The organism is Streptosporangium sp. 'caverna', from assembly GCF_003203775.1.
GTDB classification, from domain to species: Bacteria; Actinomycetota; Actinomycetes; order Streptosporangiales; family Streptosporangiaceae; genus Streptosporangium; species Streptosporangium subroseum.
The window spans coordinates 3853096-3871700 of sequence record NZ_CP029711.1 but is presented as its reverse complement, the minus strand read 5'-3'; the positions used below and the strand labels follow the sequence as shown (position 1 = coordinate 3871700).

Annotated in this window: 11 protein-coding genes and 2 rRNA genes (1 of these 13 running past the window's edge); 9 read left to right on the top strand and 4 right to left on the bottom strand. The window is 68.2% G+C overall.

What is annotated here, in order from left to right; translation table 11 throughout:
* Both DKM19_RS52950 and DKM19_RS17050 read right to left on the bottom strand, forming a co-directional pair.
* Positions 1-1585 (bottom strand): 23S ribosomal RNA (locus DKM19_RS52950); it reaches 1553 nt to the left of the window's first position.
* Between the two features lie 446 nt (positions 1586-2031).
* Positions 2032-3553, bottom strand: a 16S ribosomal RNA gene (locus DKM19_RS17050).
* Together the 16S and 23S rRNA genes form the textbook arrangement of a ribosomal RNA operon.
* Before the next feature lie 632 nt (positions 3554-4185).
* On the opposite strand from DKM19_RS17050, the gene DKM19_RS17045 reads away from it, so the two are divergent.
* The 4 genes from DKM19_RS17045 to gndA all read left to right on the top strand — a co-directional run bounded on the left by DKM19_RS17045 (position 4186) and on the right by gndA (position 9662).
* Positions 4186-5301, top strand: a complete 1116-nt coding sequence (locus tag DKM19_RS17045; protein ID WP_110696544.1) for a PP2C family protein-serine/threonine phosphatase — start codon at positions 4186-4188, stop codon at positions 5299-5301.
* A 259-nt stretch (positions 5302-5560) separates the two neighbouring features.
* Positions 5561-7228, top strand: a complete 1668-nt coding sequence (locus DKM19_RS17040) for a serine/threonine-protein kinase (RefSeq protein WP_110696543.1) — start codon at positions 5561-5563, stop codon at positions 7226-7228.
* Between the two features lie 287 nt (positions 7229-7515).
* Entirely contained in the window at positions 7516-8067 is a 552-nt protein-coding gene (locus tag DKM19_RS17035) for a hypothetical protein (RefSeq protein ID WP_143653100.1), read from the top strand.
* A 164-nt stretch (positions 8068-8231) separates the two neighbouring features.
* Entirely contained in the window at positions 8232-9662 is a 1431-nt protein-coding gene (gene gndA / locus DKM19_RS17030; RefSeq protein WP_110696542.1) for an NADP-dependent phosphogluconate dehydrogenase, read from the top strand.
* A gap of 383 nt (positions 9663-10045) precedes the next feature.
* Here gndA and DKM19_RS17025 read toward each other — a convergent pair whose 3' ends face one another.
* A complete protein-coding gene (locus DKM19_RS17025) occupies positions 10046-10651 on the bottom strand; it encodes a TetR/AcrR family transcriptional regulator (protein WP_110696541.1) in 606 nt (201 codons plus the stop codon).
* A gap of 70 nt (positions 10652-10721) precedes the next feature.
* On the opposite strand from DKM19_RS17025, the gene DKM19_RS17020 reads away from it, so the two are divergent.
* Complete coding sequence (locus DKM19_RS17020; RefSeq protein WP_110696540.1) at positions 10722-12785, top strand: AAA family ATPase; 2064 nt, start codon at positions 10722-10724, stop codon at positions 12783-12785.
* Positions 12786-13101: 316 nt separating this feature from the next.
* On the opposite strand, the gene DKM19_RS17015 is transcribed toward DKM19_RS17020, so the two are convergent.
* Positions 13102-13548 (bottom strand): NYN domain-containing protein, encoded by a 447-nt coding sequence (locus tag DKM19_RS17015; protein ID WP_089205705.1) that lies wholly within the window; start codon positions 13546-13548, stop codon positions 13102-13104.
* Positions 13549-13655: 107 nt separating this feature from the next.
* On the opposite strand from DKM19_RS17015, the gene DKM19_RS17010 reads away from it, so the two are divergent.
* The 4 genes from DKM19_RS17010 to DKM19_RS16995 all read left to right on the top strand — a co-directional run bounded on the left by DKM19_RS17010 (position 13656) and on the right by DKM19_RS16995 (position 18578).
* A complete protein-coding gene (locus DKM19_RS17010; protein ID WP_110696539.1) occupies positions 13656-14435 on the top strand; it encodes a hypothetical protein in 780 nt (259 codons plus the stop codon).
* Positions 14436-14537: 102 nt separating this feature from the next.
* Positions 14538-15638 carry a hypothetical protein gene (locus DKM19_RS17005; RefSeq protein WP_110696538.1) on the top strand — a complete coding sequence of 367 codons (1101 nt, stop codon included), beginning with the start codon at positions 14538-14540 and terminating at the stop codon, positions 15636-15638.
* A 178-nt stretch (positions 15639-15816) separates the two neighbouring features.
* Entirely contained in the window at positions 15817-17286 is a 1470-nt protein-coding gene (locus DKM19_RS17000; protein WP_110696537.1) for a hypothetical protein, read from the top strand.
* Positions 17283-18578, top strand: coding sequence for an AAA family ATPase (locus DKM19_RS16995; RefSeq protein ID WP_239514293.1), 1296 nt, complete (start codon positions 17283-17285; stop codon positions 18576-18578). The genes DKM19_RS17000 and DKM19_RS16995 overlap by 4 nt, the downstream gene beginning before the upstream one ends.
* Positions 18579-18605 lie beyond the last annotated feature (27 nt).

The window sequence follows — 18605 nt, the reverse complement described above, 5'->3', positions numbered from 1 at the left end:
GGGGACTTAAGGACCCTTAGTATCACTGGATTCAGTATTGGCGCATCGTAGCGGGTACGGGAATATCAACCCGTTGTCCATCGACTACGCCTGTCGGCCTCGCCTTAGGTCCCGACTTACCCTGGGCGGATTAGCCTGGCCCAGGAACCCTTGGTCATCCGGCGCAGAAGTTTCTCACTTCTGATTCGCTACTCATGCCTGCATTCTCACTCGCACGGCCTCCACAGCTGGATCACTCCGCTGCTTCGCCGGCCGCACGACGCTCCCCTACCCATCCACACACCTAAACCACAAAGGCTCAGCTATTGTGTGAATGCCACGACTTCGGCGGTGTACTTGAGCCCCGCTACATTGTCGGCGCGGAATCACTTGACCAGTGAGCTATTACGCACTCTTTCAAGGGTGGCTGCTTCTAAGCCAACCTCCTGGTTGTCACTGCGACTCCACATCCTTTCCCACTTAGCACACGCTTAGGGGCCTTAGTCGGTGGTCTGGGCTGTTTCCCTCTCGACTACGGAGCTTATCCCCCGCAGTCTCACTGCTGCGCTCTCACTTACCGGCATTCGGAGTTTGGCTGACGTCAGTAACCTTGTCGGGCCCATTAGCCATCCAGTGCTCTACCTCCGGCAAGAAACACGCAACGCTGCACCTAAATGCATTTCGGGGAGAACCAGCTATCACGGAGTTTGATTGGCCTTTCACCCCTAAACACAGGTCATCCCCCAGGTTTTCAACCCTGGTGGGTTCGGTCCTCCACGCGGTCTTACCCGCGCTTCAACCTGCCCATGCCTAGATCACTCCGCTTCGGGTCTACAGCATGCGACTAAAGAGCGCCCTATTCAGACTCGCTTTCGCTACGGCTCCCCCACACGGGTTAACCTCGCCACACACCATAACTCGCAGGCTCATTCTTCAAAAGGCACGCAGTCACATCACAAACAAGGCAAGCCTTGTTTACGCTCCTACGGCTTGTAGGCACACGGTTTCAGGTACTATTTCACGACCCCTCACCGGGGCGCTTTTCACCTTTCCCTCACGGTACTTGTTCACTATCGGTCATCAGGGAGTATTTAGGCTTACCAGGTGGTCCTGGCAGATTCACACAGGATTTCTCGGGCCCCGTGCTACTTGGGATCCCCTCAAACAGTCAACAGGATTTCGCCTACCCGACTCTCACGGTCTACGGCGCCCCTTCCCAGAGGCTTCGACTATCCCACTGATTTCTTACTGTTTGCAGGAACGGCAGTTCCTGCTAGAGGGTCCCACAACCCCGCCCGCGCAACGCCTGCCGGCTATCACACGCGAACGGTTTAGCCTGATCCGCTTTCGCTCACCACTACTCACGGAATCACTATTTGTTTTCTCTTCCTACGGGTACTGAGATGTTTCACTTCCCCGCGTTACCACCAGCCGCCCTATACATTCAGGCGGAGGCAACACCACATGACTGGTGCTAGGTTTCCCCATTCGGACATCCCCGGATCAAAGTCTGGTTGGCGACTCCCCGGGGCTTAACGCAGCCTCCCACGTCCTTCATCGGCTCCTGATGCCAAGGCATCCACCGTGTGCCCTAAAAAACTTGGCCACAAAGATGCTCGCGTCCACTATGCAAATCTCAAACAACAAACAGCGACCGCATCCACCCGACCACCAGACACCCACACCCAAGCGCGTAAACACTTGCCTATGAGCCGATGTGATCGGAGAGCGGTCCCGCACACGAGGAACAACGGCACCCACCCCGCGATCAACATCGCAGGGCAGGCATCACAGCCGCCACCCGACGGCGGCAGCTGCGACATGGCCCGTTTCCTCAGGACCCAACAGTGTGTCCAGACCCATCCCGATTCCCCAGCCGATCTTCCCACTCCCGCACCCCCAAAGGGGGTTCAGGCGGTACCAACCGACCCAGGCGAACCCAGATCATCCGATTAGCCAGTGCTCCACTAATGAGCGTGTCACGCAGGAAACATTCGCCCCTGACCGTGACGTAGACCCCGCAGCTTCCGCTACGCGGCCGGTGCTCCTTAGAAAGGAGGTGATCCAGCCGCACCTTCCGGTACGGCTACCTTGTTACGACTTCGTCCCAATCGCCAGCCCCACCTTCGACCGCTCCCCCCAGCAAGCTGGTTGGGCCACGGGCTTCGGGTGTTGCCGACTTTCGTGACGTGACGGGCGGTGTGTACAAGGCCCGGGAACGTATTCACCGCAGCGTTGCTGATCTGCGATTACTAGCGACTCCGACTTCATGGGGTCGAGTTGCAGACCCCAATCCGAACTGAGACCGGCTTTTAGGGATTCGCTCCACCTTGCGGTATCGCAGCCCTCTGTACCGGCCATTGTAGCATGTTTGCAGCCCAAGACATAAGGGGCATGATGACTTGACGTCATCCCCACCTTCCTCCGAGTTGACCCCGGCAGTCTCCAATGAGTCCCCAACCACCCGAAGGTGTTGCTGGCAACATTGAACAAGGGTTGCGCTCGTTGCGGGACTTAACCCAACATCTCACGACACGAGCTGACGACAGCCATGCACCACCTGTCACCCGATCCGAAGAGGCACCCATCTCTGAGTGTTTCCGGGCAATGTCAAGCCTTGGTAAGGTTCTTCGCGTTGCGTCGAATTAAGCAACATGCTCCGCCGCTTGTGCGGGCCCCCGTCAATTCCTTTGAGTTTTAGCCTTGCGGCCGTACTCCCCAGGCGGGGCGCTTAATGCGTTAGCTACGGCGCGGAAACCGTGGAAGGTCCCCACACCTAGCGCCCAACGTTTACAGCGTGGACTACCAGGGTATCTAATCCTGTTCGCTCCCCACGCTTTCGCTCCTCAGCGTCAGGTAAGGCCCAGAGAACCGCCTTCGCCACCGGTGTTCCTCCTGATATCTGCGCATTTCACCGCTACACCAGGAATTCCGTTCTCCCCTACCTACCTCTAGCCAGCCCGTATCGAATGCAGACCTGGAGTTAAGCCCCAAGCTTTCACACCCGACGTGACAAGCCACCTACGAGCTCTTTACGCCCAATAATTCCGGACAACGCTTGCGCCCTACGTATTACCGCGGCTGCTGGCACGTAGTTAGCCGGCGCTTCTTCTGCAGGTACACGTCAACTTCGTCCCTGCTGAAAGAGGTTTACAACCCGAAGGCCGTCATCCCCCACGCGGCGTCGCTGCGTCAGGCTTTCGCCCATTGCGCAATATTCCCCACTGCTGCCTCCCGTAGGAGTCTGGGCCGTGTCTCAGTCCCAGTGTGGCCGGTCGCCCTCTCAGGCCGGCTACCCGTCGTCGCCTTGGTAGGCCGTTACCCCACCAACAAGCTGATAGGCCGCGAGTCCATCCCCAACCGAAAAGACTTTCCACACCCACCCCATGCGAGGAGGTGTCATATCCGGTATTAGACCCAGTTTCCCGGGCTTATCCCAGAGTCGGGGGCAGGTTACTCACGTGTTACTCACCCGTTCGCCGCTCGAGTACCCCGAAGGGCCTTTCCGCTCGACTTGCATGTGTTAAGCACGCCGCCAGCGTTCGTCCTGAGCCAGGATCAAACTCTCCAAACAATGTCTGAAAAAGTTCACCCCAGCTGAAAGCACCCGTCCTCGGTTCCGCGCACCACAGATGGCGCACAGACGTCAGAGCGGATGTATCAACCAAAGGAATCCGTCCCCCACCCTAAAGGGGTGGGATGAACGGGGTTGTGCATCATGCACTGGCTTTTAACACACTGTTGAGTTCTCAAGAAACGGACGCGTACACCCTCCGCCGACCCTGTTACGGGCCCGACGTCCGGGGCGTTCGTTCTTTTTTATTGTATTCTTTCGTTGTGCCCTTATTCTTTCAGACCCGCTTTTTCGTGTCAAACCAGCTCATTTTCAACCAGTTGACTCGATCTTGCTTATCTTAGAGAAATTCGAGCGACCCCGTTTCCAGGGCAACCCCTCAAACTTACTCCACCACCCGATTCGTGTCGAATCAGACCGTTTTGGGACATAAATATCCCAAAGGGTGGATGTGTTCGGGGAGGGTTCCGGGGACCCGACGTTGCCGTCGTCTCCCTCAGGTCTGGTGAACTTTATGGACCCTCGTCTACCTCGTCAAATCAACCGGTCCACCACGGCGGTTCATCCTCGCCGGTCAGGTGGCCTGCCGATAAAGTCGGCCCAACCGGCCCTCTACCGCAGGCGAGACACCGATGCCCGTAGAAGAGATCGTCCGCAGCGTGTGGTCCCCCGGCGAGGAAGTGTTCTACTCCGCCTCGGGAGAAGGACGACCGCCGGAGCGGGGCACGTTCATCCTGCGACGGCCCGGCGTCGCCCGCTATCGGCTGCTGCTGGTCACCCTGACCGCCGCGGCACTCGCGGTCGGCCCGCTGAGTGCCACGGTGGGCACCGGGTGGGCACCGCCGATCCTGCTCGCCCCGATCCTGCTGCTCGGCGGCCTGCGCCTGCGGTTACCCGCGATGGGTCTCCTCACCACCGCGTCCGTCATCTCCGTGGTCATCACGCTCACCGCGGCCGTACAGCCTGCCCAGCTCATCGCGCTCATCGTGGTGGCAGGGCTGGCGTTGCGCCTGTCGCACATGCGCGGCGGCGTCGGCATCTACGGCCTGCGCGGTGATCAGGCTCTCATCGAGCTGAAACAGCGGCTGCAGAGAATGTGCCAGATGCCGACGCTGCCGCGCGGCTGGGGCCGTAAGGCCGTCATCCGGCGGGCTCCCGGGTCGCTGTTCGGAGGCGACTTCCTTGTCTCCTGTCAGGAGGGCGACAACCTTCAGGTCGCGCTGGTCGACGTCTCCGGCAAGGGCGGCGACGCCGCCAGCCGGGCGATGATGCTCGCCGGAACCTTCGGGGGACTGCTCGGAGCCACGCCCGCCCCCGATTTCCTGCCCGCGTGCAACGCCTACCTGATGCGCGAAGACGGGCGAGAGGGCCTCGTCACCGCCGTGCATCTGGACCTGAACCTGAGCACCGGACGCTACGTCATCACCTGTGCCGGCCATCCGCCACCCGCCAAGTTCGGGCGTGGCAGCGGCGCGTGGGAGTTGAGCACAGCGCAGGGCATCGCGCTGGGCGTCGTATCCGACGCCCGGTGGGACAGCGTCCAGGGCACCCTGCGCAAGGGTGACGCGCTGATGTTGTTCACCGACGGCATGTGGGGATCACGCGCCGACGTCGACGCCGGCATCGACCGGCTGCTCGGCCAGGCCGGAATCCTCGTCCAGCAGGGCTACGACAAGGCGGCGGCTCTCATCAGGGAGCTGAGCCACGGCGACGACGACAGCGCCATGGTGCTGATCTGGCGGACCTGAGAGCCGGACCTCCGTCGGGAGCGCGGCGCCGGCTCTGATCCCGGCGGGCTTCGGAGAGGAAACGCACATCGCGACTCCGGTGGAGCAGGAGACGCGCACCGCTCCTTGAGCAAGGGACGCGCACCGCTCTCGGAGGGCCGGATGAGGGCGTGGAACACGCGCCTCCTCAAGCGGGAAGGCTTATAGAACCGGAACAGAAGTACAACCGGAATAAAAGTAAAAATCCGGTAACCTGCCGCTCGTCTTCAGGAGGTGGCGAGTGGCCGAAACAGGTGCCATTGCGGTACCGGGCTACGCAGTGTCCGGTGTGCTCGGCCAGGGCGGTTACGGAATCGTCTACCGGGCCAGGCAGTTGGCCGTGGAGCGCGAGGTGGCGCTCAAGGTGGACAACCGGGTGCTGGTCTCGGAGCGGGATCGGCGCCGTTTCATGCGCGAGGTCACCGCGGCCGGATCGCTCTCCGGCCATCCGCACGTCGCCCACGTCTACGACGCCGGGGTTCTTCCCGACGGCCGGCCGTACATGGTCCTGGAGCTGTGCCCCGGCGGGTCCCTGTCGGACCGGATGCGGACCGAGAAGCGGCTGCCCCCCGCCGAGGTCGCCGACATCGGCATCCGCATCGCCGACGCGCTGTCGGCCGCGCACGCCGCCGGAGTGCTGCACCGCGACATCAAGCCCGCCAACATCCTGATCAACCGGTACGGCAACGTGGTCCTCGCCGACTTCGGCCTGGCCACCATGCCGTCCTCGGGCGCAGAGGTCTCGGTGACCCGCGAGTCGCTCACTCCGGCCTACGCCCCGCCCGAGGCGTTCGAGCTGACCGAACCCTCCGCCGCCGGGGACGTCTACTCCCTCGCCGCCACGCTCTACGCGCTGCTGTCGGGCCGCCCGCCGCGGTTTCCCGAGGGTGGCGTGGTCAACCTCGCGGTCGTCGTGGCCCTGCACCGCCTGCCCATCCCGGACATCCCCGGGGTGCCGCCGGAGCTGACCGCCCTGCTCAGGCAGGCCATGGCCACCGATCCCGGGCAGCGCACCCCATCCGTCGCCGCGCTGCGGGACGCCCTCATCGACCTGCACCTGGATCACGGCGCCCCGGCGCCCCGGCCCACGCCGCACCCCATCTCCCCACCGGCCTCCCCATCGGCACAGCCCTCCGCGAGCGCGCCCTCGCCGTACGGCATGCCGCCCGTCCGCCCAGCGGCGGGCAGGGAGCCGATCCGCACGCATCTGACCTCCCCCGGCCTGCGGAGGTCCGCGAGCACCCAGGCTCCGATGAAGGCCGCCGGCGCGCATGGCACGTCGAATTCCCAGGTGTACGTCGCGGTGGCCGCGGCCTTCCTGATCCTGCTGGTGGCCGGCGTCGGAGTGATGTTTCTCGAGAACGGCGGCCAGAACCCGTTCGGCTGGCAGCAACCGCCGCCGTTCCCACCACCGTTCCCACCGCCTCCGCGGGGCGACGCTCCCCCGGACACTCTCACAAAAAACGGAACCGTCCCCGCGAAGGCCCCGGAGGTTGCCACGGAGACGGCCTCCTGCCCCGCGGCGGCGGTGCCGGGCGCGCGGGCCGCGTGCGTGAAGGAGGCGGAGTGCTGGAGCGGCCTTCTTGACGTCATGGGCGACGTCTCGGTCAAGAGGATCGCCTGCGAGGAGTCCCATGTCTGGGAGACCTTCGCGATCGCCCCCCTGCCCTCGGACTCCCTCACCTACGACTCAAGGGCCCTGGAGAAACATCCGACGGTAAAAAAAGTGTGCGCCACGCCGATCATGCTCGCATCCCGATATGGAGACGCTCGCTCCATCGCGGCCGCCAAGTGGCAAAGTACGGTCCTACCGCCCTCAAAGGAGCAGTTTGAGGGCGGTAGGAGGGTCTACCGCTGCCTCGGCAACGTCCTCGGATCGGAGAAACCCGGCACCCGGTTCCGTCCCTGAAGGGCTGGTTTCCGTCCCGGAAGGGCTCGTTCGAGCCCTGATGATGCGGCTCCGTGTTGGAACGGCGAGGGAGTTACTCGTACGGTGGGACCATGACGACCGCAGAGAGCGAGGCGAGCCCCGCTGTGCGGCGACCGCCGGAACACGTTACGGCAGTATTCGACGCAATCATGGAATGGGAGGCCGCTTACCCTGAGTCGGCCCCAACCGGACAGGGAGAAGCGATTCTCTGGGCTCTGGGCAAGCGCGACCAGGCGCCGATCAGCGGCCGCCCGGCATCGGGAGGTGTGCCGACCGTCGCCGACGCGCGTGCGGAGATCGACGCCGCCGAGCGAGTTGAGCGCCGGGGCCGGATCATTCCGGCCGACGGTGTGGTGAGCGCCTTGAGATGGTTGATCGGTGCCAAGGACGGGATTCCGATCCCCGGTCGCCAGCCCCCCGGGGGCTGGGGACACCTGGTCGGCGGGCGTGGCGTGGTAGTGCGCAGCGAGGAAGAGCTCAACAAGATCATCGAGCGGGCCAAGGAAGGCCGGCCGAACGCGCCGACCGAGTGGGACGGGGCCTGGTGCCTGGGAACGATCGCCGTGTGTGAGTGGGTGCTCGGCATCCGCTCGAAGTCCCCCATCCGGGACACGCCGCGCCCCATGCACGGACCGACCGGGCTCAACCTCGGCAGGGAAGAGACCGCAGCCGAAGATGTCTCCCGGCAGCTCGGCCGGGGGCGTCAGCACTCCCCCGGCTACGGCGACGGGGTCATCCGCACGATCCACTGGCTCCGAGGGCAGACCATCATCCCGCCCGTGAACGAGCAAGGACTACCGACGCTCAGCAGCCGCTGACCGCCCCCTGCAACCTCCTGAAAATTCCTTAATCCTCTGCACAAGGCGACCGGTCCGGACACCCACGGGTGTCCGGGCCTGTCGCTGTCTTGGACCCTTTGCATCCTCTCAACCGTCCAAGGTGCAGACTGTCATTCTTGGACGTGAAAAGGAGTGCAAGAGACATGACTCAGGCACAGATCGGTGTAACGGGACTGGCGGTCATGGGGGCGAACCTCGCCCGTAACCTCGCCCGGCACGGACACACGGTGGCTGTACACAATAGGTCGCAGTACAGGACCAAGGCATTGATCGAGGAGCACGGGCATGAGGGCGCCTTCGTCGCCTGTGACACTCCCGAGGAGCTCGTCGCGGCGCTGGAGCGCCCTCGGCGCGTTCTGATCATGGTTCAGGCGGGCGCCCCCACTGACGCGGTGATCGAAGAGTTCGCGCCCCTGCTGGAGCCGGGCGACATGATCGTGGACGGTGGGAACGCACACTTCCTCGACACGCGTCGCCGTGAGGCGGCGCTGCGCGAGCGCGACATCCACTTCGTCGGCGCCGGAGTGTCCGGCGGCGAGGAGGGGGCGCTGCTCGGGCCGAGCATCATGCCCGGCGGCTCGAAGGAGTCCTACCAGGCTCTGGGCCCCATGTTGGAGGACATCGCCGCGAAGGTCGACGGCGTGCCCTGCTGCACGCACATCGGCCCCGACGGTGCCGGGCACTTCGTCAAGATGGTGCACAACGGCATCGAGTACGCCGACATGCAGCTCATCGCCGAGGCCTACGACCTGCTCAGGCAGGGGCTCGGCCTGACTCCGGCCGAGCTCGCGGACGTCTTCGAGCAGTGGAACGAGGGCGAGCTGTCGTCCTACCTCATCGAGATCACCGCCGAGGTGCTCCGGCAGGTCGACGCGGCCACCGGCAAGCCGCTCGTGGACGTGATCTCCGACCAGGCCGAGCAGAAGGGCACCGGCCGGTGGACGGTGCAGATCGCGCTGGACCTGGGCGTCCCGGTGAGCGGGATCGCCGAGGCGGTGTTCGCCCGCTCGCTCTCCGGTCACGCGGAGCTGCGGGAGGTCTCGCGCGCCCTGCCGGGGCCCGCGGGCGCCACTGCCGGATCGGCCGGCGAGGGTTTCGCGGAGGACGTACGGCAGGCCCTGTACGCCTCGAAGATCGTCGCCTACGCCCAGGGGTTCGACCAGATCCGGGCCGGGAGCACCGAGTACGGCTGGGACATCAACCCGGGCTCGCTGGCCACGATCTGGCGTGGCGGCTGCATCATCCGGGCCGTCTTCCTGGACCGCATCCGTGAGGCCTACGAGGCGGAGACCAAGCCGGTCACCCTGCTGGCCGCCCCGTACTTCGCCGACGCCCTGACCCTGGCGCAGGAATCGTGGCGGCGGGTCGTGGTGAAGGCGGCCGAGCTGGGCATTCCGGCGCCCGGCTTCTCGACCGCGCTGGCCTACTACGACGCGCTGCGGGCCGAGCGCCTGCCCGCGGCCCTGATCCAGGGCCAGCGAGACTTCTTCGGCGCGCACACCTACCGGCGGGTGGACCGCGAGGGCTCCTTCCACACCCTCTGGTCCGGTGACCGCTCCGAGGTCGAGGCCTAGGAGAGTCCCGCCCGGCGGTCGTCGCGATCCCCGGCTCCGGGGGGCGTGACGGACTTCGGGATTCACCGGGCAGACCATGACGGCCCCGGTGGTGGCGGATCACCCGTCACCACCGGGGCCGTCTGCCGTGAAATCCGCCCGGCCCCGTCTCCGATCCTGGAACCCGTCCCGGCGCGGGCCCGGAGGCGTCTCGGCCCGGTCCCGGAAACCTCGGCGCCGGCAGGTTGAAGCAGCCCGGCGCAGCCTGGAGACGTCTCAAGACCGGTTCAGGAAGCAGCCCGGCGCAGCCCGGAGACGTCTCAGACCGGTTCAGGAAGCAACCTGGCAGCCCGAGGCGTCTCAGACCGGTTCGGGAAAAATCCCGGCGCAGGCCCGAGAGCCTCTCAGCCCAGTTCGGGGAGCAGTTCGAAGGCGCGGTCGGCGGCGGCGACCGCCGAGGGAAGAACCTGCTCGGCCGTCTCCCCCTCGACCAGCCTCAGCCAGTTCCTGCGGGCCAGCACCCGCTGCACGACGAGCACCTGACCGGCGACGAGACGCGCGGTGAGCTCGTCCGTGACCTCGGCCAGCGCCTCGGCCAGCGCCTCCTCGTCCTTCGCCGTGTAGTGGAGCACACGGACCGCCAGACTGGGGGTCTCGAAGATCATCCGGTGATAGCCGAGCACCACCGGGTGGTCGTTGAGACCCGTCACGGGCTCGTGCCGCTCCAGCCCGGCCAGGAAATGGCGATGGAGGGCCGCCAGCGGCGCCTCGCCCGGCTCGCGCCGCCGTACGACCCTGGCCGCCTCGCCCTGATGGTCGGAGATCCGGTGCAGGACGAGATCCTCCTTGGTCGCGAAGTATTTGAACAGCGTCGGCTTGGAGATCCCCGCCGACGCCGCCACCTCGGCGACCGACACCTGGTCGAACCCTCGCTCCAGGAACAGGGAGATCGCCGCCGTGGAGATCGCCTCATGGACCTGCTGCCTCTTGCGTTCGCGGAGTCCCGTCACCCGTCCAACCTAACAGAAGGGCAACTGGGTTAATATTTTAACTCGGTTAAGTATTTAGGGGTGATGCGGGATGACCGGCACGGGACTCGACGACGAGCGGGACTACTTGGCGGAGTGCAGGACCGCCCTGCTCCGGATGATCGACGGCGCGCGGCTGAACGTCGTCATCGGCGAGCGGGTGGCGGGCGACCGCTACAGCGCGGAGAGGCTCGGACGGCACCTCAAGAGCCTCGCCAAGGAGCTGAGCGAGGAGCCGGACGGCCCTCCCTTCTTCGGCCGGCTCGACTTCGGCTCGGGCGAGCACCGCGGGCAGCGCTACTACATCGGCCGGCGGCACATCTCCGGCGACACCGGGCAGCAGCCGATGGTGATCGACTGGCGGGCGCCCGTCTCCAGGGTGTTCTACCGGGCCAGTGCCCGTGACCCGCAGGACGTCACCGTGCGACGGCGCTTCGGCTGGTCGAAGGAGCCGATCACGCTGACCGGGTTCGAGGACGAGCACCTCGACCGTGGCCAGGAGCTGGGAACGGCGAGCCGGATCATGACCGCCGAGATCGAACGGCCCCGGGTCGGCCCGATGCGCGACATCGTCGCCACGATCCAGCCCGAGCAGGACGAGCTGGTCCGCGCCGAGCTCGACGAGTCGATCTGCGTCCAGGGGGCGCCCGGCACGGGCAAGACCGCCGTCGGGCTGCACCGGGCCGCCTACCTGCTCTACACCCACCGCCAGCGGCTCTCCCGCACGGGCGTCCTGATCCTCGGCCCCAACCAGGCGTTCCTCGGCTACATCTCGGCCGTGCTCCCCACTCTGGGCGAGGTCGACGTCGAGCAGACGACCGTGGACCGGCTGCTGGCCCACGGGCCGCTCCAGGGCACCGACGGCGAGGAGGCGGCGATCGTCAAACACGACGTCCGCATGGCGACGGTGCTGCGCCGGGCGCTCTACGAACGGGTGGGCGCGCCGACCGGCCCGCTGAGCGTCCCCGACGGCTCCTACCACTGGCGCGTGCGGGAGGACGAGCTCCGGAGCATCGTGGAGGGCGCCCGGCGGGAGGCGACGCCGTACGGAGTGGGCCGCGAGCGCGTGCTGTCGCGCACCGTCGCCGTCCTGCAGCGCCAGGCGGAGGCACGCGGCCAGACCTCGAACGCCGTATGGACACGGAAGATGGGCAGGGCGGTCACCGGGTTCCTGGACGAAGTGTGGCCCGCCGTCCGGCCACAGGAGGTGGTGGCGGGACTGCTCGGTGACCCGGCCGCGCTGGCCAGGGCCGCGGAGGGGATCCTCGCCCCGGCCGAGCAGGCGGCGATCCTGTGGGCGCGCCCGCCGCGCTCGTTCAAGAGCGCCAGGTGGTCGGCGGCCGACGCCGTGCTCATCGACGAGGTCGCGGGCCTTCTGGAGCGCCCGCCGAGTTACGGACACGTCATCGTCGACGAGGCTCAGGACCTGTCCCCCATGCAGTGCCGGGCGATCGCCCGCAGGAGCGAGCACGGCTCGATCACGGTGCTCGGCGACCTGGCCCAGGGCACCACCCCGTGGGCGGCCGGCGGCTGGGCGGACCATCTCACCCACCTCGGCAAGCCAAGGGCGGAGCTGATCGCCCTGACCGTCGGCTTCCGGGTGCCGGCGGCCGTCGTCGCGATGGCCAACCGCCTGCTGGAGGCACTGGCGGCGGACGTGCCCAGGACCCGCTCGTTCCGTACCGACGGCCGTCTCCGGGTCCGTGAGACACCCGACCTCGCCCGCGCCACGGTCGCCGCGGTGCGCGACGCCCTCGATCACGAGGGCTCGATCGCGGTGATGGCCGCGGACACCGCCCTGGAGGAGTTGACGGCGGCGATGAGGGCCCAGGGCATCGCGGTCGCCACGCTCGACCAGCCCGCCCCCGGCGCCGTCCATGCCCCCGCCGCCCCCGCCGCCCGCGTCACCGCCGTCCCCGCGACGATGGCCAAGGGCCTCGAGTACGACCACGTGGTGGTGGCCGAGCCGGCCGAGATCGTCGAGGCGGAGACGCGGGGTCTCAACCGGCTCTACGTCGTCCTCACCCGAGCCGTCTCCCGGCTGGACGTGCTGCACTCCCGTCCCCTGCCGGCTCAGATCCTCCCGCCGGTCGAAGTCGGCCGCACCGGAACGTGACGCACGCCTCCGGGAGCGAACCGCGTCTCCCCGGCGGGCGATCGGGCAGGCCGGTGGAGACACGGTCCGATGCATGGATCCGGCCGTACGGCGGTTGATCGGACGGACCGATCGAGAAGGCCTGACCCGTGGATCCGGCCGTACGACGGTGACCGGGCAGGCCGATCGAGAAGGGCTGACCCGTAGGTCCGGCCGTACGGCGGATGACCGGGCAGACCGATCGAGAAGGCCTGACCCGTAGGTCCGGCCGTACGGCGGATGACCGGGCAGACCGATCGAGAAGGCCTGACCCGTAGGTCCGGCCGTACGAGAGTGATCAGGCGGCCAGGTCCAGGGAGATGACCTGGCCCGCGGTACGGCGGAGCCTGCGGTTGAGGGCGTCCGGCCGGGAGACCACCACGACCATGACGCCCCGCCCGGACAGCCAGCCGGCGAGTTCGGTGAAGATGCCGTCGCCGGAGCCGATGACCACGCGCTCGAAGCGGGCGTCGAGGTGGTCGAGGCGGATCACCTCGCCCAGTGCCCGGTCGGCTCCGTCGGGGCCGGAGCGGACCAGGAGCTGGATTCCGGCCAGGGCCAGGCCGACGGTGACCATGGCGCCGTGGTTGACGGCGGCGACGTACTGGTCCATGCCGCCGGTGGGGACCCGCTCGCGGTAATGGCTCATCATGGTCTGCACGTCTCTGGTGGCGGGGCGCGCGGCACCCGTCAGGTTCTCCACGTCCAGCAGGTGGACGGCCCGACCTTGCGATAGGTTGCGCATTAAATGCCCCATTCGCCCCGTTATTACCGTTACATGGTCTGCACTTTAATGCTGGAATTCGCTGGAATTCAAGGGAGACGGGTGGAACTCCTGTTACGCTCCGGGCCGTGAGTGAATCACTGGACGCGCTGGAGCGGCGAATAGCCGAGCTCCGCGCCGAGGTGCGACGGGCGGTCAAAGCGAAGGAGAACTCGCTCGCCCGATCGCTGCGCGGGGATCTGCGCCGGGCCGAGCAGGCCTGGGACGAGGCGATCACCGCCGAGGAGCCCCCGCCGAGGCTCCGCGAGTCCGAGGCCTCGCTGCTGCCCATCAGGGAGCAGGTGCACCAGGCACTCGCCCTGCTGGGCGTGCCCACCGCGGCCAAGCTCATCGTGGCGGTGAACGACGCGTTCTTCTCCCGCGAGCTGCGCGGCTCCCAGCTCACCAGCCTGCGCCGGGACGAGGAGCGCTCCTTCCGCAGCGATCCCTACGCCCGCCCGTACTACCTGTGCGCCGCGCTGACCGACCGGCTCTCCCCCGCCCGGGGACTGCTCGCCGACAGCAGCTGGGCGCCCGAGCTGCGGGTGCTGGGGCCGCTGAGCCCTCGCGTCGACTTCCTCACCTCGACCATGCGGATCGCCGAGCACCTGGCCCGGCTGGCCGAGCCGCCCCCGGGCGCGCTACGGCTGCTGTCGCGGATGGCGCAGAACATCCCCGGCGCCGTCGAGGGTTTCGCCCCGGCCGACCCCGTGACCGCGATCCGCGCGGCCAGGGCCGAGCTGGAGGTGCACCGGGCCGCCGACACCGCGCAGCGGTCCGAGGTGGCGGCGCGGGTGGCCAGGCAACTACCGGACGTGGAGCGCCTGTTCGGCGTCGCCGCGATGAACACCTTGAGGGGGGCCTGTTGAACAGGCTGGACGAGGGAGCCCGTTCATGAACAGGCGGGACACACCGTTCGCGAACAGGCCCAGCGAACCGTTCACGAACGGGCCTGACGAGGGAGTCCGTTCATGAACAGGCTGGACGAGCTACGCGGGCCGATGCCGTCCCATCCGCACGACGCGCGGGCGATCGCGGCGCTGGCCGCCAACCCCGGCTGCGCCCGGCGGGGTCTGATGGACGCCGCGGGGGTGGACAAGGACCGCACGGCCAGGCATCTGGGCTTCCCCGCCCCGTTCGGCCAGTCACAGTTCGCGATCACCCGGGGAAACGTGTTCGAGGCGCTGGTGAAGGAGAACGGCTGCGCCGAGCTGCTGCGGCTCCTGCGAGAGCTGCTCGGCCTGCCCATCGACCAGGTCGGCTACCAGGACGTGGAGAGCGTCGGCTCGCACCTGCGCCACTCCCACACCCGGGCGTTGATCGACCGGGCCGCGCGCGAGAGTGACGGCACCGCGGTGTTCTACGACCACCCGCTGTTCAGCCTGGAGATCGCCGGGCACACGTCGTACCTGGAGCCCGACGTGGTGGCCTTCCAGCTCGGCGGGCGCTTCCGCATCGTGGAGATCAAGTCCTTCGGCCTGGTCGACGGCCAGGCCGAGCCTTCGATGGTCGCGGCGGCCGCCCGGCAGGCGGCGGTCTACGTCCTGGCGCTGCGCACGCTCATGGCCGACCTCGGGCATGATCCGGAGCGTGTCTCCCACGACGTGGTGCTCGTCTGCCCGGAGAACTTCGCCAACCGTCCCACCGCCGCGCTGGTGGACGTGCGCAAGCAGCTCGCGGTGCTCAAGCGGCAGCTGGCCAGGATGACCCGGGTGGACCGCCTGCTGGAGGGCCTGCCGCCGGACCTCACCTTCGACCTGGTCCCGGACCAGGACGGCGTGCCCACCCGCCCGGCGGACGAGCTGGCGGGGGCGCTGCGCCAGGTGCCCGCCCGCTACGCACCCGACTGCCTGTCGACCTGCGACATGTGCATGTTCTGCCGCGACGAGGCCCGCCGCAGCGGCTCCACCGACCTGCTCGGCCGCCAGATCCGCGACCAGCTCGGCGGCGTCTCCCGCATGACCGAGGCGCTCGGCCTGGCCGAGGGCACCCTCCAACCCGCGGAGGGCCAGGAGGAGATCGCCCGCCTGCTCCGGCTGGCGGACCGCCTGCGCGAGGAGGCGCTGAATTGAACACGCCGCCCGTACGGGGAGACTCCGCGCCCGACGCGTCTCCCCCGCAAGGAGGCCCTGCGACGAACATGCCCCTTGCGCAAGGAAACTCCGCGCCGGACACGCCGCCCGCGCGAGGATTCTCCACGTCGAACGCCTCCGGCGGCACCGCACCCGCACGGCCGACAGGAGAGGGACCATGAGCGCGCTGACCGCGCTGGCGCAGCTGCGGGCCGTCAGGGACGGCTCCGCGCAGCGGATCACCACGGTCCGGCACTGCCACATCGCCCCTCGCCCGATGGTGTTCATCCCGCTCAAACTCGCGGGCGAGGCCGCCGCGCCGCTGGGGGCAATGGTGGGCACCGATCCCCACTATCCCCGGCTGCTCGTGGTGCCCCAGCCCCGCAACCGGGATCTGCGGTTCGCCTTCGCGGCCGACCTGGCCGAGGTGTTCCTGCCCTACATCGAGGGGTTCGAGAAGACCACCGAGACGGTGGAGCGGAAGACCGGCGATCCGTACGAACGGTGTCTGGACGCGCCGCAGATCCTCGTGCCGAACCGCTCGGCCGTCTCGTTCACCGGGATGCTGGGCCGGTCCACCCGGTTCCGCCGGGCCGACGGGCCCTATCCGGTCCATCCGTCGGTGCCGCTACTGGGCCGGTGGCTGACCTACTTCGCCGACCGGTCGCAGCAGCCGGGCTCCTCCCTGCTGCTCGCGGCCACCGAGGCGCTGGGCCTGCACTGGGCCACCGGGCAGAGCGGCCTGGAGGACGCCAACCTGGCGGCACTGCTCGGGTGGATCGCCCCGCCCGCGGGCATGTCGGGACGGCGTGCGGCCGAGGAGGCCGAGGATCCGCTGCTCTGGCCTCCGGCCGGACCCGCCACCGATCCGGGGTTCGACAACGAGGTGCTCGGCCCCGCCGTACGGGCCTACGAGGAGGCGCCGACCGAGCGCGCCGTGGAACGCGTCACCCAGGCGCTGCGCACCCAGCTCGAACCGACCTGGAAGCTGATGTGGCGGGCGGTCGAGGAGCTGCGCGCGCTGCCCGAGGGCGCGCGGGTGAAGGACCGCTGGGAGATCGACCGGGGGTCGTTCACCCGGTTCGTCGAACGGATCACCGAGGGCGGCCCGCCGCAGGCGCGCAGGGACGGGGCGGTCGGCGCCGCCGCGCGCCTGGCGGGGCTGGAGCGGGCGCGGGCGAGCTACGACGTGCAGCGGGCCCACGACGATCCGCTGGTCATGGCCGAATACCGGCTGACCGGCGAGGCGTTCGCCGGAACGGTGACGTCCGCCGACCCCGAGCACACCGAGGGCGAGGGCCGCTCGCGCAAGCTGCGGCCACTGATCATCGTCCGGACCGACGACCCGGTACGGCTCGCGCTCGGCACCACGGTCGGCAGTCCGGACCGGCGCGGCCACGCCGCCGAGATCGTCGAGATCGCGGACGGAGAGATCACCTTGAAGATCACCAAGGGCATGGGCCGGGGGAAGACCCCCGCTCCGGGGGCGGTTCCCGAACCGGGCGAGCGGGTCACCTACACCTCGCTGACCGACGACTTCCAGTCCTCGGCGTCGCTCCCCGATCCCGAGCAGACGCCGTGGACCCACGGCGGCCCCCCGGAGGAGTACGTGCCCAGCGACGACGATGCTCAAGAGGAGTGGTCGTGACACCGCAGCAGGAGGCGGCGGCCGTTGTCAGCGCGGTCCTGGCGGACCTGCCCCGCAACCGGGGCGTGGTGGTGGACTCCCCTCCGGGGGCGGGCAAGTCGACGCTGGTGGTCAAGGCGGCGGGGCACATCGCCGAGACCGGTGAGCCGCTGATGATCGTCGCGCAGACCAACGAGCAGGTCGACGACCTGGTCGAGCGGCTCGCGCTCGAACATCCCGACCTGCCGATCGGCCGCCTGTCGGCCGGCGGTTACATCACGCCCGGCCGCATCCTCGCCCACTCCAACGTCTCGGTGGCGGGCAAGCTGCCCGACCTCGGCGACCCGGCCGTGGTGGTGGCCACCGCCGACAAGTGGGCCTGGATCGGTGACAGGACCTGGCCGTGGGCGATCGTGGACGAGGCCTACCAGATGCGCTCGGACAAGCTGCTGCGCATCGCCTCGCTGTTCGAGCGGTCGCTGTTCGTGGGCGACCCGGGTCAGCTCGACCCGTTCTCGATCGTGGACGGCGACCGCTGGGCGGGCCTGTCGTGGGATCCCGTGCAGAGCGCGGTCTCGGTGCTGCTGCGGCACAACCCCGACCTGCCGGTGCACCGGCTGCCGGTCTCCTGGCGGCTGCCCGCCTCGGCGGCGCCGGTGGTCTCCGAGGCGTTCTACCCGTTCACCGGGTTCCGCGCCGGGACGACCCACGCCGACCGGTCGCTGGAGTTCACCGTGAACGGCATGCGCACCTCCTACGACCGGGCGCTGGAGGAGGCGGCCGTGTCGGGCTGGGCACTGTACGAGCTGCCGAGCCGCCACACCGTACGCACGGACGCGGAGGCCGTACAGGCCGCGGCCGTGCTGGCGGTGCGGCTGCTGCAGCGGGGGCCGGTCGCGCACTCCGAGCGTGGCAGCCACCCCGTCACGGCCGCGCGGATCGCCATCGGGGCCGCCCACCGCGACCAGGTCGCCGCGATCCGTGCCGCCGGGGTGCCGGAGGAGATCACGGTGGACACCGCCAACCGCCTCCAGGGCCGGGAGTACGACGTGACGATCGTGCTCCACCCCCTCTCTGGACGCCGGGACGCCACCGCCTTCCACCTGGAGTCGGGGCGGCTGTGCGTGCTCACCTCCCGGCACCGCCACGCGTGCATCGTGGTCGCCAGGGCGGGCATCCCCGAACTCCTGGACGCCCACCCGTCGGCCGAGCCCGTCCAGCTGGGCGTGCCGGTGAAGTTTCCCGACGGCTGGGAGGCCAACCAGGCGGTGCTGGCCCACCTCTCCAAGCACCGGGTGACCCCCACCGGCTGAGGGGCCCGGCCGTGAGGCCCGCCGAGC